The sequence below is a fragment of the Bacillus sp. BC05(2025) genome (genome assembly GCF_056725905.1).
Map to the genome: position 1 here is coordinate 943,172 of NZ_JBWYRA010000001.1, position 18,206 is coordinate 961,377.

The window sequence follows — 18,206 nt, forward strand, 5'->3', positions numbered from 1 at the left end:
ATTATAAACATACTCGAATACAATACTTAAATCAGAAGGCTATGTCAATGGTTTTTTTTGTATGTTGTCAGACCTTACTTTTTATAATGATTACATATACTTCCGACCACTTCATACGGTTTTATATTCACTTTTTCCAACTCTTGTATCGGCAACCATAACGGAATATAACTCCCTCTATCTTTTATTTCGAATTCTTCAGCTTTACCACTTCCGAAAACTCCACCTATAATATGGGCATTAAAATAATACTCCGTACCCTTATACTCCACCTTTGCAATTAGATGCTCCACTTCTATATGTACCCCTAACTCTTCATAAGCCTCTCGCTTCGTTGCTTCTTCGGGTGTTTCTCCTTCTTCAATTCTTCCTCCTGGAAAAACATAATATGTTTCCCCGTCTCGGATACGTTTTATAAGTGCGATTTTCCCTTCCTGCACAATGATAGCCGCGCCACGATTTCTTATCATTTTATTACCTCAATACGAATCGCAACTGTTCCCCACTTTTCTTCTTGTTCTTTCGTATATATTTTGTATGTACTTTCTAACATTTCCTCTAAACTGTCATTTTCACAATCCAATAATTTTTTATCAATTTGTTCGTACATTCCTTTAAAGCTTTTGTATCGTTTTATTTCCGTTACTTTTACAGTGATCGTCTCCTCTGTCGTAAGATTCGTAAATACAATATGATCGCCTCGTTTTATAAGTTGACGTTTCGCATCGTATAAACGTACTTCATATACTTTTTTTCCTAATTGAATTGACTGAAAAGGTTTATTATATAACCCCATTTCGTATATCATTCATTCCACTCCCTTTTATTCGTTGCGCTTACTACTATATTTGTGCATTACCAATTCATACAACACAGTTCACCTTATTCCAAGTTGCATATAATGTTCCATATCCATTACTTGCTTTAGAGAGGATGCTAAATTCGTTATGTTATATTTAAATCAAAAACCTGAATATAATAAATATGATATTGGTGATTATACTTATAGTAAAGTAGGGCCAACCATTTTTTCTTGGAACGATGAAACAAAATTAAAAATAGGAAAATTTTGTTCGTTAGGAGAAGAAGTCGTTTTCATACTTGGCGGCGAACATCGCGCAGACTGGATAACGACTTATCCATTTAACGCTCTCTTCAATGAAGGAGCACATATTACTGGTCACCCTTCTTCAAAAGGTGATATCGTAGTCGGCAATGATGTATGGATTGGTTATCAATCCTGCATTTTATCTGGTGTTACAATTGGTAACGGGGCCATCATTGGAGCAAAGAGCGTTGTTACAAAAGACGTACCTCCATATGCAATTGTAGCTGGTAATCCTGCAAAATTTGTTCGATATCGTTTCCCGCAAGAAACGATTGACAAACTAGAGAATCTCGCATGGTGGGACTGGGATATTTCTGTTATAAAAGGAGCTATTCCATTTCTACTCTCCAACAAAATCAACGAGTTTTTTACCTCATCGGAAAATGAATCTATATGATCAAACCAAAAAGAGCATCTCTTTCAAGATGCTCTTTTTGGTTTTATTTTTTATGTCCGTGCAACTGATTACACGGAGAACATGAAAACGGAATTTTATCTAGACAATTAAAGTTCGTTTCACAAATTTGTTCAATCGTTGGAACGAACGGTATGACCACAATATTACTTTCCATTATTTGCGTAACAGGTGGTAATACTGTGCCTGCTTGATATTCAAATCGAATACTCGCTTGATTAATATAATTTCCTGAACCACTTGGCGCGCTCTGAACTACTACTTGGAACGAAACTGTCCGTGCTTCACCTGGATTTAAATTACCTATAAGAAATCCTGATACTGGATTTACATTTGGCACTGGCGTACTATCAACCGTTACACTTCCAAGGACAAATTGTATACTACTGCCTAACATATCTTGAAAACGAATATTTTGTATGACAGTATCCCCTGTATTCGTAATAACTGTCGTAAACGTAATAACGTCTCCAATCGTTGCTGTTTGATGGTCTGCCGTTTTTACGACTGTCGTTGAAACATTTTGAGGAATAAACGGAATAACAACTGTATTGCTATCGCCTTCAACTACTACAGGCGCTTCATTTGGATTCACAGTTGCAAACCCATTCGCTGTAGCAGTATTTGTAACTAAATTATTGATTTGTCCTCCTGTTATGACGACTTGGAAATTAATAATTGCTGCATCATTTGGCTGAAAATCACCTAACGGAATACCTGTATTCGGGTTGGCAAATGGAAAAGGTACATCATTTACCGTTACCGAGCCATTTATAAATAGCGTATTCGGATCAATGATATCCGTTAAAACAATATTCGTCACAGGAACTGTACTATCATTTATAACAGCAATTCCATAAGTGACAACATCTCCTACCATCGCTACTTCAAAATCCGCTCCTTTTGCAACAAATAAGATTGCCGTATTTACCGTCACGATAACTGTATTGCTCGTATCCATCACTGTAACTGGCGGTTCTCCTGGTACTAAAATATATTCAGCTAACGCCCCAGCAAGGTTCACTACTGTACCACCATCTGGAAAACTTGTAATCGTAGCTTCATATGTTACAAGTGCCGTCTCACCGACTGGAATGTCTGGTATCGTAAATCCAGCCTGTGGATTTACTCCTGGCTGCGGAACTCCATTTATCGTTACACTATTTGGAACAAATTCAGCTTCCTGAGATAACACGTCTATAAATTGAACATTCATCGCATCAGCCGTACCAGTATTTAATATACGAACTGTATACGTTACCGTTTCTCCCACTCCAACAACCGAATGATCTACTTCTTTCAACATATCTAAACTACCTCGATTTACTGGTGTGACTGTCGTATTGCTTGAGTTCGTAATTGTAAACGGTGGTTCTCCTGGAATCAATTCGAAATCACCAGTTACTCTCGCCGTATTCATAATGCTACTAGAAGGCGGAATTGCGATTACATTTACTTCAAATGTAATTACTATACTGTCCCCTACTGCAACATCTGGTAATGAAAAGCCTACAAATGGATCTAAACCTACTTGCGGAATTCCATTTATTTGTACACTTCCAGGAACGAATTCTAAACTAGGTGACGGAACATCGATAAACTGAACATTCGTCGCTATTACCGTTCCCGTATTTGTAACTTGCACACTATAAGTTAACGTATCCCCTAATCGTGTTGCTTGCTTATTTACGGTTTTTATAACATTAAATCTTCCTCTATTTACCCTTGTTATTGTCGTATTACTCGGTTCAGTTACTACAACCGGCGGCTCTCCTGGTACTAAAGTAAAGCTTCCTGTTATATTTGCAACGTTCGTAATGGTTCCTGATGACGGGATGTTTGTAACTGTCGCTTGGAACGTCACGATAACTGTTTCACCAACTGGTATATCTCCAACTCCAAAACCAGTAATCGGATTTAAGTTTGTTTGCGGGGTTCCATCTATCGTTACACTATTTGGTATAAATGACGCTCCTGCTGAAATCGTATCAATAAACTGAACATCATTAGCTGTTACCGTTCCTGTATTCGTTATTTGAACTGTATACGTTAATACATCTCCAACGAGAGTAGCAGCCCTATTTACTTGTTTAATAACATTAAATCTTCCTCTGTTTACAGTTGTAAGTGTTGTATTGCTCGGTTGGTTTACTACAACTGGTGGTTCTCCTGGTATTAGTATAAAGCTTCCCGTAATATTCGCGGTATTAGCAATTGTTCCGTTTGATGGGACACTGACAACTGTTACTTGGAACGTAACTTCTACACTTTCACCTGGGCTTATATCTGGAAGCGAGAATCCATTATTAGGATTGAATCCGGGTTGTAGCACGCCATCTATCGTTACACTATCTGGTATAAATGTGATCGAGGACGGTAATACATCACTATATTGAACATTCGTCGCTACCACTGTACCTGTATTTTGAACTACTGTTGTATATGTGATTGTATCACCTACTGCAACAACCGGCTGACTTACTGATTTTAAAACATTTAAACCAGGTTCATTAATTTCTGTTAATGTCGTATTACTTGTTGTCGTCTCTGTAATCGGTGGTTCTGTTTCACTTACAGCAAATGTAGCTGTAACGTCTACAAAGTTAACAATCGTTCCACCTTCAGGTATGCTCGTAACCACTTCCTGATATGTGACAAGTACAAAATCATCTACAGGTATATCTGGAACTGGAAAACCGATGAAAGGATCTAATCCTGGTGCCGGTACCCCATTTATGCTCACACTTCCCGGTACAAATGCTACGCCGGCGGAAGTTGTATCTATAAATTCAACGTTCGTCGCTGCCACTGTGCCATTATTAAAGATTAATACATCATACGTTAATATTTCTCCTACAGTCGCTACTTCTTTATCTACTAGTTTTAACGGGAAAATCGAAGCTATATTAATTGTCGTTACGACTAAATTCGTTAATATTGTTTGTGTAATTGGCGGTTCCTGCGGATTCGGTTGTGAAGTAAACGTAACGTCAGCATCATTTAATATAACTTCATTATCTGGAATTTCCGTAATCGTCACTTGGAACGTCACAGAAATACTCGCTCCAGCATTCAATAGTGGACTAACTGTAAAGCCTATTTCTGGATTTAAACCAGGTTGCTGTATCCCGCCTATCGTTACACTATTTGCTACAAACGCCGTCCCTTCTGGAATGACATCTTGGAAGAGCACATCTGTAACAGGGATGATTCCTACATTTGTTATTAACACTGTATACGTTAATACATCTCCAACAGCACCAGCGGCAATATCAACTGTTTTTGTTGCTGTTACTTCACCAGGAGGAGGTAACGGTATCGTAACTACTGTCGTATTACTTGAATTTGTCGTTTTTACAGGAGGCTGTAAAGGATTTAATAAAAAAGTGGCTGTAGCAGATGCCGTATTTAGTACGGCTCCGCGCGTGGATGGCGCAACTACCGTTACTTGGAACGTTACAGTCAATGATGTTCCAGCTGCGATATTAGGAAGCGGAAAACCTATATTTGGATCAAATCCAGGTTGCGGCGTTCCATTTATCGTTACACTATTTGCTACAAATGTTGTTTCTGGAGCAATTGGATCAATAAAGGAAGCATTCGTCGCTGTTACTGTGCCGTTATTTCGAATGACAACAGAATACGTGTAAGTTTCTCCAAGTGCAGCTTGTTGTACAGATGAAGATTTTTGTATATTTAATCGAGCTGTATTTACTTGCGTCACAACGAAATTACTATTCGTTACAGTCGTTATTGGAGGATTTGCTGGATTTATAAGAAAACTTGCAGTAACGTTCGATTGGTTTCTTATATTTCCACCGCCCGGAACACTCGTCACTGTAACTTGAAACGTAATCGTAGCCGTTTGCCCGACCGGAATATTCGGTACCGGGAAACCTGCCATAGGATCCGCACCTTGCTGAACGACTCCGTTTATCGTCACACTATTTGCTACAAACGCAGCACCAGACGGAATTGGATCTTGAAAAATAATATTCGTTGCAGGAACTGTTCCTGTATTTTGAATGCGAATCGTATATGTTAACGTATCTCCTACTCCTGCTTGCGTTGTATTTACACTCTTTATTACATTAAGTGATCCTACATTCACTCGCGTCACTACAATATTACTAATCGTTACAACTGTAATTGGTGGCTGGAGAGGACTTACTTGAAAATCAGCAGTTACATTCGCATTATTCGGAAGAACTCTATTTGGTGGTACACTCGTGATTGTCACTTGAAAAGTAACTGTTACCATCCCTCCGACTGGAATATTAGCAAGTGGGAATCCAGTTGTTGGGTTTAAACCTGGTTGAGGCGTTCCATTTATTATTACACTATTTGCTACAAACGTTGTTCCAGATGGAATCGGATCAAGGAATGACACATTTGTCGCTGCTACCGTTCCACTATTTTGTATACGAACCGTATACGTTAACGTATCTCCTACTCCTGCTTCAGCAGCGCTTACACTCTTTATTACATTTAACCCTGGAGAATTCACGACTGTCATAACAGTATTACTTGGCACCGTTACAGTAATTGGTGGCTCTGTTGGATTCACAAGAAAATCTCCAGTGACATTCGCATTATTTACAACATTATTTCCCTGTGGAATTTCATCAATTAATACTTCAAACGTAACAATTGTACTCGCGCCAGTAGGCAAATTATTTAATGGGAATCCAAGTTCTGGATCTGCGCCTTCTTGTAAAACACCATTAACAACTACACTATTTTCGATAAATAATGTCCCTTGTGGAATTGAATCTTGGAAAAATACATTTGTAGCTGGTACACTACCAGCGTTTATAATTTCAATTGTATATACTAAAACATCCCCTACCGTTGCAACATCCGTATTCACTGATTTCACAACTTCAAAGTTCCCTGTTTGTACTGTTGTATTCACAACATTACTCGGAACATTGATCGTTACGGGGGGTTCACTCGGATTCACTTGAAAACTTGCTGTTACATTTGCTTGATTTAAAATATCTTCATTTTCTGGATCCTGTACAATTAATACGTCAAATGTGACTACAACTGTTTGGGCCGCAGGAATATTAGGAAGAGAAAATCCTGTATTCGGATTCAATCCACTTTGCGGTACTCCATTAATTGTTACAGAATTCGCAACAAATGAAACAGCAGAAGGAATAGGGTCTTGGAAAAATACATTTGTTAGCGGAACGTTTCCTGTATTTTGAACGGCAATCGTATATGTTAAAGTGTCCCCTACTGCCGCTTGTGTCGTATTCACTTCTTTTATTACATTTAAACCACCTGTATTCACTTGTGTCACAACTGTATTCGTTTGCCTATTAATCGTCACTGGTGGTTGATTCGGAATAACGACGAAGTTAGCAGATACATTTCCGCGATTCGCAATCGTGCCTCCGGATGGCGTAGATGTAACCCGTACTTGAAATGTAACCGTCCTACTTCCGCCTGGAGAAATATTTGCTACCGTAAACCCAGTCGCTGGATTTGCTCCTGGTTGTGAAACCCCATCTATAGTCACACTATTCGCTATAAAAGTCGTTCCAATTGGGATTGGATCTTGAAAAATAACATTTGTCGCAAGTACATTTCCTGTATTTTCAATTGTAATAGTGTACGTAAGAACATCATTCACTGTCGCAAAAGCTCTATCTACTGTTTTTCTCGTTCTTATATCAGCTATATTAATAGTAGTAACTACAGTATTACTTGTCGCTTGCCCTGAAACTGGTTGTTGGCCGGGTACTGGAATAAAGTTAAATGTTGCACTCGCACGATTCGGAATTGGATTGACAAGCGGATTAGATGTTACTCGAACTTGAAAGCGCACTACAGTCGTTTGCGAAGCATTAATACTTCCTAGATTAATACTACTTGCTGGATTTGCTCCTGGACGTGCTATCCCATTTACCGTAACACTATTTGGAACAAATGTTGTGCCACCAGGGATACTATCAACAAAAATAACATTATTTGCCGTGACATTTCCATTATTCGTCACATTAACCGTGTATGTTAATACATCATTAAGTGTTGCTGTCTGTAAATCTACAGATTTTTGCATACTTATAGTTGCTTGATTCACTGTCGTTTGTACTGTATTTGAAGTAGACGTACTTGTAATAGGTGGACTACCGACGAAAGGACGGAATTGATATGACACCATTGCGCGATTTGGAATAGGATTTGGGTTCGGAAACGATGTTATTCGCACTTGAAAAGTAACAATTCTTTGCGTGTTATTTGGGATTGTTCCTAAATTAATTCCATTAGCAGGGTTCGCATTCGGCTGTGTTACGCCTCCTACCGTTACACTACCTGCAACAAACGTCGTTCCATTCGGAATACTATCACGTAATACAACGTTTTCTGCACTTCCTGTTCCCGTATTTGGGACCGTAATCGTATAAGTGAGAGTATCCCCTACCCCTGCGGCTGTTCTATTAACAGATTTAACAGGATTAATAATTGGCCCCGTTGCATCAATTTGAACACCAAAACCAGCTGCAGCGTATCCATCGCCATTTGTAACGAATCGAACAGTTGCTGACGTTTGATTATTTACTAATGATGCAGAGGCATTTACATTTGTAATATCCCACCCTTGTCTTCGGACAGCCAAAGCTATCCCTAACGGCTGATTCAAATCTCCAAATGTTCCAGTTGTATCTAAATCTCCAATATCATTACAAATTTGTGACTGAAAAAAATTATTTGCGGGGTTTCTCGGGCCAGATAATGCAACTGTAGCATTCGCATTCGGTCCAAAGCGAAGTTGATCTCCAACTATGTTAGAATCACCTTCTTGAGCAGTTACGAGCACTCGCCCTGTTACCGCTCCTGTCGCTGGGGTAGCAAATCCTGAAATAGTAGCATCAACTGGTGGTGATGAAGCATCGATAATTTCTTGACCTGCATAAACTGACAAATTCCGAAGTGGCAAACTTGCATTTTGATACACAACCTCAAGTGTCCAACCAGCCGAACGACTAATAGTTGGATCAAACGAAGTTCTTGCAGCTGGCACTGCACCTGTAGTATAAGTTCCTGCCCCACCTGCACTAACAAGATTCGTTACATTGGCAGAGCGCGCATAATAAAACTGATTTCCTACTGAACCTTGCTGTGCGGTAGCAGGATCTGGCATAACAGAAAACGTGCCTGCTGGTGTTGTAAATGTAATGTTATCATTTAAAAATGGTAAAACATCTTCCGTATCAGTCCGGAAAGTACCAGCCCAAACTAATTCTGCATATAACACACTGCTTCCCGCTGGAAGATTTAAAATTGCACTTGAAGAATTCAATTGCCATTCATCTGTTGTCCCTGCTGGGAATCCTGGTACTTGCAGCGCTGTATTTACTGTCGTAAACACAGCAAGTGTACCAAAAATATTGCCTGGCGCAGGCGATGTAGGGCTAAGCCCTAACGTATTCCCCGTAAAAGTGACGGCACCAGGTACTGTTGTTGTAAAACGATTTATAAAAGGCACACAATCATCTCATTTCAATTATAGTAAAAAGTGCTCTATACTATAAAATGTAGACAAACTATGCAATGTACTTTGTCCAACAAAATTCCGCATATACGAGAGGAGCTTACTACACTATGCGCTATGTTATCGTAACAGGAACTTCACAAGGTTTAGGTGAGGCAATCGCCGCGCAATTGTTAGAAGAAAACACGAGTATCATATCTATTTCTAGAAGAGAAAATAAAGAGCTTACGAAACTTGCACAGCAATATAACAGCAATTGTGTTTTCCACTCCTTAGATCTTCAAGATGTACATAATTTAGAAACGAACTTTAACGAAATCATTTCATCTATTCAAGAAGACACTGTATCATCTATTCATTTAATTAATAATGCTGGTACGCTCGCACCGATGAAACCAATAGAAAAAGCAGAAAGCGAACAGTTCATTACGAACGTTCACATTAATTTACTTGCACCTATGATTCTTACATCTACTTTCATGAAACATACGAAAGAATGGAAAGTAGATAAACGTGTTATAAACATTTCATCTGGCGCAGGAAAAAATCCTTATTTCGGATGGGGCGCTTATTGCACGACGAAAGCTGGTGTAAATATGTTTACGCAGTGCGTAGCAACCGAAGAAGCAGAAAAAGAATATCCAGTAAAAATCGTCTCTTTTGCACCTGGTGTCGTTGACACAAGTATGCAAGCACAAATTCGTGAAACAAATAAAGAAGATTTCATCAATTTAGACCGCTTCATCGCACTAAAAAAAGAAGGAAAACTATTGTCACCTGAATACGTTGCGAAAGCAATTCGCAGCTTACTAGAAACCGAGAATTTTCCGCAAGGTGAAGTCATTCGAATTGATGAATAACAAAAAGGCACGCTCTAATAGCGTGCCTTTTCATTTTATTTCTCTAAAAATATAAGTACAGACTCCGCAATTTGTTCATAACCAATCTCTTGATAAATTTTATTTGATGTCGGATTTGCCAAATCTGTATATAAAGTCGTTGTTTTGTAACCTTCATCTAACATACGTTGACTCAGTGCAGCGACACAACTAGATGCGTGCCCTTTTTTCCGCGCTTCTTTCGGTGTATATACAAAATTAACTGTTATATTGTTTGTAGTTGGTCTCGTTTTTGCAGCTACAGACACAAGCTTCCCATCTACTTCTAAACCAAATAGACGACGGTTAGTAATTAATGTATGAGCGGTTTGGGTCGCTTCTTCTTTCGTAGTAGGCAAATTCACATCTTCGCAAAATTGATATATCCACTGTTCTATTAATGTTAGCTCATCACTACTTACTTCTCTAAAAACTCCATCTCCTTTCCACTTTTTCTTCACTTGTCTTAATTCATATACACCTTGCTCCATTGCAATAGTAGTTTTCTTATTTTCTAACACGGCAATCTCTTCTGCTAATCTCTGTACAATTTTCTTATTACCAATCAATCCAGGAACATTTGGATATACTTTCGTTAATTTTTTTGCAAGTTCCACGATGTCCTCTTCCGGCATTTCAGACGTAGCAACAATGATTTGTTTCTTTTCTTCTGTTTGAAGAAATACAACCGCAATTTCTTCTCCTTGTTTCGCTATCCCCATAAATATCGGTTGTTGGACCATTTGTAATACACCTAATATGAGATTATTTTCCTGCTCATTCTTTTCTAAAAATGGTGTAACCTCTTCTTTAAAAGTAAGAATCTCTTCATATACATGTAATTGAATCATCGACAATCTCTTCTCTCTATTTATAGTTTCATTAAGTATTGGCGATTAATTCACTAAATCCCTCTTTTACGATTCAATAATATCCGAGGCTAACGTATTCAAATCATCTTCCGCTTGTAAAATTCTCTTTTTTTCCTTTTCAAATACCTCTTCTTCTTTTTGAAATGATTTTTTTCGATTGTTAATCATACGCTCCATTTCTTTTTTACTCGGTCCACCGTATACATTTCTTTTTTGTATAAAAGCTTCTGGTGATACAATTTCTTCCCACTCTTTTTCTAATAATTTTATTTTAAATTTTTCTTGTAAGTATATATTTACATCTTTTACATGCAATTCATGTAGCTCTTTTTTCTGCTCCAATAATATATTCGCAACAACACTCGCTGCCTGATGCGCATGTCGAAATGGAATGTCATAGTTTTTCGTTAAAACATCTGCGAAATCAGTTATCGTAATTGCATGTTTATAAGAACGATTTTTTAACGTTTCTTTTTCTACTTTCATCGTTCGAATGACCGCATTCATAATACAAAAAACACGAATAGTCTTTTCAATTCCTTTATATAAATACGGCTGCAAATCATCTTCTGTATCAACAATATCACCAAATGGTGTATTATGAATCATTTGAAATACTGTAAATGCTTCTCCTAAAGCACTACTCGTAATCGCACGGGCATGTTCAATGGAAACTGGATTTCGCTTTTGCGGCATAATGCTACTAATTTGTACATATGGTTTTGCAACAGTAATACCATCATATTCTTTCGTCGCTAATAGTAAGAAGTCATGAATCCATCTACTCGTATTCGTCATCATTACCATCAGTAACGAGCTAACTTCTAATAAATAATCTGCTCCCGCAACAGCATCATATGAATTCTCAATTACATTTGTAAATCCAAGTAAATAGGCAACTCGCTCCCGTTTAATTGGGAAACTTGTTGTGGAAAGAGCCGCAGCCCCCATTGGAGATTGATTTAAAAGTTTGTACGTTTTTTTCATTCTTTCTAAATCTCTTTGCATCGTATCATAAATCGCTAACGTATAATGACCAAATGTAGTTGGCTGTGCTGGTTGTGTATGTGTATAAGCTGGCATAATCGTTTCCTTATGCTCATCGGCAAGTTGCAACATACTTTCTTGCAATAACAAATGATGCTCCATTAATCGTAGTATATATCGCCTTAAACTCATACGATACATCGTTACACCCATATCATTTCTACTTCTACCAATATGCATATTACTTACATAATCGCATTTTGCTTCTTGAGAAATGAAATGTTCGACTAAAAAAAAGAGATCTTCATGCTGCTTTGTATATAGCAATTGATCTTTCGGGATTCCCTCTATCTTTTTTAGGGCGTGTAATATAACTTTAGCTTCTTCCTTTTTCATTAACTTTTCTTCAGTCAGCATTGTAATATGCGCTTTATGCACTTGAAACATATCTTTTAATAAGTAATCTCGCTGAAAATGAAATACATGTTGTAATACACAATCCACATATGTTTTCCCAGGGAAATCAGCGCCTTCACTCTTTATAAACTCTTCTTTACTTTGTTTCATCACCTTTTCCCCTCTCACCTAATTATTACTACCCATCATACCCAGCGATAGGAAAAAAGTGCTTGTATATAAAAAACTCGGTGCTCCCTGCACCGAGTTTATTTAATAAAAGTTGCATCATACTTATCACTTTGCAACACTTGGAAATGTAAGTTTGCTAAATGTTTACGTATTTCTGCACTGTCTTCCTCATTTAAATTATTTGCTAAAAACACGATTTCTGTACAGTTCCCGCGTTTATCCATTGCATAAACTGCTTTTGTAACTGTCCATGGTGTATAGCCATTTTTTTGCCCTGCATGTCTAAATGTTTTACGGTATTTCTTAGCGCTCATATCTGTTTCAACGATATTCGCCCACACTTTTTCTTCTGCGTCTGTCAGGCCACCTTTATGATTTGCCTTTTGAAGCAGTACCATATAATCGTTTGCAGAAGCTGCTGGTAATCGATCTGACCAAATTTTATCGTAACGTTCCTCTAAATAAAGAGGAATTTCCTTTTGTAATAATGGTCCCTTCTTTTTTAAGCGTTCATGAATAATCATTGCATATTCACGATATTGCTCTTGAGACATTTCTTTTAACTTTTTCTCTATTTTATATTTCGGAACATGTAGTTCTTTATGCAAATATCCAGGGATGTATAAAGATGAAACAATCGGAAATAGCGGCTGATGTGCTGGAAGGGATAAACTTTGTAAATTTCTATTAATATTATCTAACCCTAACACTTCCATTAAATATTCAGCATTCGCATTCGAACTAAATTTAACCATTCCTTTTGCCACTTCTTCTAAAGAAACTGCCCCTTCTGTTATCTTATCTGTCTTTTGCAAATACCTTTGCCATCTATCTTGTGCACCGCCATCTGTATTCGGTACGTAATAACGATTCACATCATTTATGGAAACGAAACTAGACGGATCAATTTTCCCTTCCGTAACTTGTTTCGTATATTCAAGCGCCACAATTAACTTCATCGTACTAGCAACTGGCAATACAACATTCGGATTTACAGAATAAACGACTTTATCATTTCTTTTTACTAGAAGCGCGCTATTTTTTTCATCTTTATGTTCTTCAATAAAGGATGCGATATACTGCGCATCATCATTATTTGAACTCCATACTTTTTTCACTAAAAAATTACCCGATATTAGCAAAACGAAAATACCCACAATTACTGCGCATACTATAGTTTTTTTCAAGTAAAATTCCTCTCCTATTGTGTAACTCTTCTCTATTTATCTCTTACAAACAAAATAGTGGAGATGATTATTTTAGTAATCATCTCCACTATTTTAACTTGTATCCTCTTATTATGTCTACGTCATAATTTTCACGAAGTCTTCGAGAAATTTTTTATAATGCAATGACCAACCAATTCGAACCCAATTCTTTAAAGCTTTTGCATCAGGTTGAGGACGAAAATCAGCAATACTTTCTCCTTTAGCAATCCCTACTGTATCTACATCGACACGGCGGTATACATAGTCCAAAATAGAGGGATTCGTCGCAACCATCATTGTGACAACGTCATGCACTGGACTTCCTTTTATTTTCGGATTTAGCTTTCTATAAGCTTTATAATAATACGTAAAAATCGGTTCAATTAATTTATTAAAATTCGTTTTAGAATGTTTCGTAATGTAATTCACCATCTCTGGCGTAATAATTGCTTCAGATGTAACGTTAAGTGGCACTAATGTCACATTCTTGGCGTTTTGCATCACTAATTGTGAAGCAATGGGATCACCATGAAAATTCGCCTCTGCAACTGGTGTAACATTTCCAGGCATTAAGAAAGAACCGCCCATTATATAATATTCTTTCACATACTTCATCATCGGCTTTTGCAAAATAAACGCTGTTGCGAGCGTCGTTGACCTGCCAGCGTCAACAATGATTAATTCTCCTTTATATTTTTCAAGAATATCAAAAAACACACAAAAAGGCTTTATATTCGGAGAAAGATTTTTCGGAGGACGAATTGGTCCTAAACCTTCTGCCCCGTGAATTTCTGGATAGTATGTTGTAATATCTCCAGATAAAGGAATCTTCGCACCATTAATAATCGGTATATCTTCCCTTCCTGCTAATTGTAATAAATATGCTGCATTACTCGTCGCCTTTTCTTGCGTTACATTTCCGTATCCAGTTACTACGCCAACAATGTCAATATCAGGATGCAACAATCCATACATAATTGCTAAAGAGTCATCAATTCCCGGGTCTCCTAAAAATAATACTTTTTTCATCGACCTCAACTCCATCCCCCTCAATTGTTATTAATTTATGAATAGTCATTGATATACAGAATAAAAAAGAACAAATTCATACGAAAAAACGCAGTCCTATAAGGACTACGTTCTTTATATAACCTATACTGTTTTTTTCACAGCACTCATACTTCCAATGATATAAGCGATAAACGCTAAGCAAATCGGGAAGACCACTGTATGTATACCGAACGGATTTGGGTAGAAAAGATGAATACACATATATGAGCCTACTCCAACTAAAATAGAAGCGAGTGCCCCTGTTGCATTTCCTTTCCTCCAATATAATCCTAATACGATTGGCCAAATGAATGCTGCTTCTAATCCACCGAAAGAAAATAAATTTAACCATATTAAAAAATCTGGTGGTTTAATCGCTGCTGCATAAACGAGCAGTCCTACGATAGCAGTAATCCATAAACTTCCTTTTCTAATCGTACTGTCTGCGGCATCTTTATTTATGTAATTTACGTATATGTCTTTAATAATTGATGAGCTTACAAGTAACAATAACGAGTTTACTGTAGACATAATTGCTGCCATTGGTGCAGCTAAGAAAACTCCAGCTAACCAAGGTGGCAATACTTCCATCGCGAGTAGCGGCATTACTTTATCTGGTACCGTTATCCCTGGAAGTACGACTCTTGCGAACACACCCGTTAAATGCATACCAATCATAATTGTACCTACAACAATCGTCCCAATTATTAAAGCTTGGTGCATCGCTTTTGAATTTTTATAAGACATGGCACGCACGCTTATTTGCGGTAAACCAACTACACCAATTCCAATTAAAATCCAAAATGATGTTACATATGATTTCGTTAAACTGCCATCTGCTCCGAATGGTGTAATTAAATTCGGATTGATTTGAACAAGTTCCTGCATAATCTTTTCAATTCCACCACCGGCAATGACAGTAGCAATTAAAATGATTGTCGTTCCAACTAACATAATAATACCTAATAACGTATCTGATAAAGCAACGGCACGGAATCCACCAATTAATACGTACACAAGTACAGAAAAAGTAAATAAAAATAGTGCTGTTGTATAAGAAAGACCCGTTAACGACTCAATTAAACGACCACCGCCGACCCACTGAGCTACTGTTGCTGAAAATAAGAAAATAATAATACATAATGCAGAAAGTATAACAACTGCTTTATTATTATATCTTCCCTTTAAATAATCGATAAGAGTAATGGCTTCCATCTTCCTAGCGATAATTGCAAACTTTTTACCGATAACCGTTAAAACGATGTATCCTGTTACAACTTGAATCGCAGATAGTAGTACCCATCCAAGACCCATATTGTATGCAATACCAGGACCACCAATAAAGCTGCTTGCACTACCATACGTAGCGATCATTGTCATAGCTAATAATAAACCGCCAAGCTCACGCCCACCAAGAAAATATTCTTGCAAAAATTTATTATGAGCCGTTGCTTGCACGCGTCTTGAAGCATATACACCAATTAAAAATACAACGATAAACGAAATTATCATTGGAATGATTACATACCAATTCATCTATTATTCCTCACTTTTTTCTTCCTCATCGAGTGAAATATCTTGAAATACAAAACGAACAACTAAACTAAGTAAAATAACCATAACGATAAATCCAACGATACAGCTATAAAAAAACCATGCTGGAAAACCGAATACATATGTATATTCACTTGGATTTTTACTACCAAGCCCATAAGCAAATCCGTACCATATTATAAAATTAATAATAGCAAGTCCAAGACCAATTAACGCTTCTCTATGGGCAATTCGAAAGCGTGGATCATCATGATAATTCTTCATTTTCTCCCTCCTCTCACGATGTATTATTGTACCATTGTTCTTCTAGTTTTTCCTACTAGAAAGCAAAAACAAGCAGGATTTTTTATAATTATATAGAAGATTCTCTTATATTACATATTTTTTACAATTGTAACACAAATGAAATTTGAATTTTCAGTATTTGTTAATTATGATTTAAATTAGAGGCTTTCCATCTAGTTTCCACATCCTTGACTTCGGAATAAACGCCGTCTCGTACTGCGTTTACATTATATTTTCAAGGGGGTTATACAATGAGTCAACTAGCTGTAAATCTTCATGAAAAAGTAGAAAAGTTTCTTCAAGGTACAAAAAAGTTATATGTGAATGGATCTTTCATTGAAAGCGCTTCCGGAAAAACATTTAAAACACCTAACCCAGCAACTGGTGAAACACTTGCCGTCGTTTCTGAAGCTGGTCGCGAAGATATTCATAAAGCTGTCGTTGCAGCTCGCATGGCTTTTGACGAAGGTCCTTGGTCACGTATGAGCACTGCTGAGCGCAGTCGTCTTATGTACAAATTAGCTGATTTAATGGAAGAACATAAAGAAGAGCTTGCACAGCTCGAAACGTTAGATAACGGAAAGCCCATCCGTGAAACAATGGCAGCAGACATACCACTTGCAATTGAGCATATGCGCTATTATGCTGGCTGGGCGACGAAAATCGTTGGTCAAACAATCCCTGTTTCTGGTGATTTCTTTAACTATACACGCCATGAAGCTGTTGGTGTCGTTGGTCAAATTATCCCTTGGAACTTCCCACTTCTTATGGCAATGTGGAAAATGGGAGCAGCGCTTGCTACAGGATGTACAATCGTTTTAAAACCTGCAGAACAAACTCCACTATCCGCTCTATATTTAGCTGAATTAATTGAAGAAGCTGGATTCCCAAAAGGTGTTATTAATATTGTTCCTGGATTCGGTGAATCAGCTGGACAAGCTCTTGTTAATCATCCACTCGTTGATAAAATTGCATTTACTGGTTCTACTCCAGTCGGTAAACAAATTATGCGACAAGCATCTGAATCATTAAAACGCGTTACACTTGAGTTAGGCGGAAAATCACCAAATATCATCTTGCCAGACGCCGATTTATCTCGCGCGATTCCTGGTGCCCTTTCTGGTGTTATGTTTAACCAAGGACAAGTATGCTCTGCTGGATCACGCTTATTTGTTCCGAAGAAAATGTATGATAATGTCATGGCTGACCTTGTCCTTTACTCTAAAAAATTAAATCAAGGTGCTGGCTTAAGCCCAGAAACCACAATTGGTCCTCTCGTTTCTGAAGAACAACAAAAACGTGTAATGGGCTACATTGAAAAAGGAATTGAAGAAGGCGCTGAAGTACTTTGCGGAGGAAGCAATCCATTCGATCAAGGCTACTTCGTTTCCCCTACTGTATTCGCTGACGTTAATGATGAAATGACGATCGCAAAAGAAGAAATTTTCGGCCCAGTTATTTCTGCAATACCTTTTAACGATATTGATGAAGTAATTGAACGTGCAAATAAATCACAATTCGGCTTAGCAGCTGGTGTGTGGACAGAAAATGTTAAAACGGCACACTATGTTGCAAGTAAAGTACGTGCTGGTACTGTATGGGTAAACTGTTATAACGTCTTTGATGCAGCATCTCCATTTGGAGGATTTAAACAATCCGGTCTTGGCCGTGAAATGGGATCTTACGCATTAAATAACTATACAGAAGTGAAGAGCGTTTGGCTCAACTTAAACTAACGGAAAAAGAACCTGACCTAT

12 protein-coding genes are annotated in these 18,206 nt (G+C 37.6%); 3 read left to right on the forward strand and 9 right to left on the reverse strand.

What is annotated here, in order from left to right:
- Nucleotides 1-74: 74 nt before the first annotated feature.
- Together ACZ76X_RS04965 and ACZ76X_RS04970 are read right to left on the reverse strand one after the other, a co-directional pair.
- Nucleotides 75-470 (reverse strand): NUDIX hydrolase, encoded by a 396-nt coding sequence (locus ACZ76X_RS04965; RefSeq protein WP_479849754.1) that lies wholly within the window; start codon nucleotides 468-470, stop codon nucleotides 75-77.
- Complete coding sequence (locus ACZ76X_RS04970) at nucleotides 467-808, reverse strand: ASCH domain-containing protein (protein WP_479849755.1); 342 nt, start codon at nucleotides 806-808, stop codon at nucleotides 467-469. Before ACZ76X_RS04970 ends, ACZ76X_RS04965 begins: the two co-directional genes overlap by 4 nt.
- Before the next feature lie 139 nt (nucleotides 809-947).
- On the opposite strand from ACZ76X_RS04970, the gene ACZ76X_RS04975 reads away from it, so the two are divergent.
- Nucleotides 948-1,505: a CatB-related O-acetyltransferase gene (locus ACZ76X_RS04975; protein ID WP_098669855.1), complete on the forward strand. Its 558-nt coding sequence runs from the start codon at nucleotides 948-950 to the stop codon at nucleotides 1,503-1,505.
- Between the two features lie 43 nt (nucleotides 1,506-1,548).
- Here the strand turns inward: ACZ76X_RS04975 and ACZ76X_RS04980 are convergent, their stop codons facing one another.
- Nucleotides 1,549-9,021: a DUF7507 domain-containing protein gene (locus ACZ76X_RS04980; RefSeq protein ID WP_479849756.1), complete on the reverse strand. Its 7,473-nt coding sequence runs from the start codon at nucleotides 9,019-9,021 to the stop codon at nucleotides 1,549-1,551.
- Nucleotides 9,022-9,137: 116 nt separating this feature from the next.
- Here ACZ76X_RS04980 and ACZ76X_RS04985 point away from each other — a divergent pair, with 116 nt between their 5' ends.
- Complete coding sequence (locus ACZ76X_RS04985) at nucleotides 9,138-9,887, forward strand: (S)-benzoin forming benzil reductase (RefSeq protein WP_479849757.1); 750 nt, start codon at nucleotides 9,138-9,140, stop codon at nucleotides 9,885-9,887.
- 35 nt (nucleotides 9,888-9,922) lie between these two features.
- Here ACZ76X_RS04985 and ACZ76X_RS04990 read toward each other — a convergent pair whose 3' ends face one another.
- The 6 genes from ACZ76X_RS04990 to ACZ76X_RS05015 all read right to left on the reverse strand — a co-directional run bounded on the left by ACZ76X_RS04990 (nucleotide 9,923) and on the right by ACZ76X_RS05015 (nucleotide 16,428).
- Entirely contained in the window at nucleotides 9,923-10,756 is an 834-nt protein-coding gene (locus tag ACZ76X_RS04990; protein WP_479849758.1) for a GNAT family N-acetyltransferase, read from the reverse strand.
- 66 nt (nucleotides 10,757-10,822) lie between these two features.
- Entirely contained in the window at nucleotides 10,823-12,331 is a 1,509-nt protein-coding gene (gene argH, locus ACZ76X_RS04995; RefSeq protein WP_479849759.1) for an argininosuccinate lyase, read from the reverse strand.
- Nucleotides 12,332-12,429: 98 nt separating this feature from the next.
- On the reverse strand, nucleotides 12,430-13,539 hold the full coding sequence (locus ACZ76X_RS05000; RefSeq protein ID WP_098669860.1) for a serine hydrolase: 1,110 nt from the start codon (nucleotides 13,537-13,539) through the stop codon (nucleotides 12,430-12,432).
- A 117-nt stretch (nucleotides 13,540-13,656) separates the two neighbouring features.
- Entirely contained in the window at nucleotides 13,657-14,598 is a 942-nt protein-coding gene (locus ACZ76X_RS05005) for a nucleoside hydrolase (RefSeq protein WP_479849760.1), read from the reverse strand.
- Nucleotides 14,599-14,712: 114 nt separating this feature from the next.
- A complete protein-coding gene (gene panF / locus ACZ76X_RS05010; RefSeq protein WP_479849761.1) occupies nucleotides 14,713-16,146 on the reverse strand; it encodes a sodium/pantothenate symporter in 1,434 nt (477 codons plus the stop codon).
- Between the two features lie 3 nt (nucleotides 16,147-16,149).
- Nucleotides 16,150-16,428: a YhdT family protein gene (locus ACZ76X_RS05015; RefSeq protein WP_000800722.1), complete on the reverse strand. Its 279-nt coding sequence runs from the start codon at nucleotides 16,426-16,428 to the stop codon at nucleotides 16,150-16,152.
- A gap of 272 nt (nucleotides 16,429-16,700) precedes the next feature.
- On the opposite strand from ACZ76X_RS05015, the gene dhaS reads away from it, so the two are divergent.
- The gene (gene dhaS, locus ACZ76X_RS05020; RefSeq protein WP_479849762.1) at nucleotides 16,701-18,185 is read left to right on the forward strand and encodes an aldehyde dehydrogenase DhaS; all 1,485 of its coding nucleotides are present in this window, start codon (nucleotides 16,701-16,703) and stop codon (nucleotides 18,183-18,185) included.
- Nucleotides 18,186-18,206 lie beyond the last annotated feature (21 nt).

Bases quoted from the DNA above. Each gene is read 5' to 3' on its own strand.
- ACZ76X_RS04965 (WP_479849754.1), bottom strand. From the start codon at position 470: ATGATAAGAAATCGTGGCGCGGCTATCATTGTGCAGGAAGGGAAAATC.
- ACZ76X_RS04970 (WP_479849755.1), bottom strand. From the start codon at position 808: ATGATATACGAAATGGGGTTATATAATAAACCTTTTCAGTCAATTCAA.
- ACZ76X_RS04975 (WP_098669855.1), top strand. From the start codon at position 948: ATGTTATATTTAAATCAAAAACCTGAATATAATAAATATGATATTGGT.
- ACZ76X_RS04985 (WP_479849757.1), top strand. From the start codon at position 9,138: ATGCGCTATGTTATCGTAACAGGAACTTCACAAGGTTTAGGTGAGGCA.
- ACZ76X_RS04990 (WP_479849758.1), bottom strand. From the start codon at position 10,756: ATGATTCAATTACATGTATATGAAGAGATTCTTACTTTTAAAGAAGAG.
- argH (WP_479849759.1), bottom strand. From the start codon at position 12,331: ATGAAACAAAGTAAAGAAGAGTTTATAAAGAGTGAAGGCGCTGATTTC.
- panF (WP_479849761.1), bottom strand. From the start codon at position 16,146: ATGAATTGGTATGTAATCATTCCAATGATAATTTCGTTTATCGTTGTA.
- ACZ76X_RS05015 (WP_000800722.1), bottom strand. From the start codon at position 16,428: ATGAAGAATTATCATGATGATCCACGCTTTCGAATTGCCCATAGAGAA.
- dhaS (WP_479849762.1), top strand. From the start codon at position 16,701: ATGAGTCAACTAGCTGTAAATCTTCATGAAAAAGTAGAAAAGTTTCTT.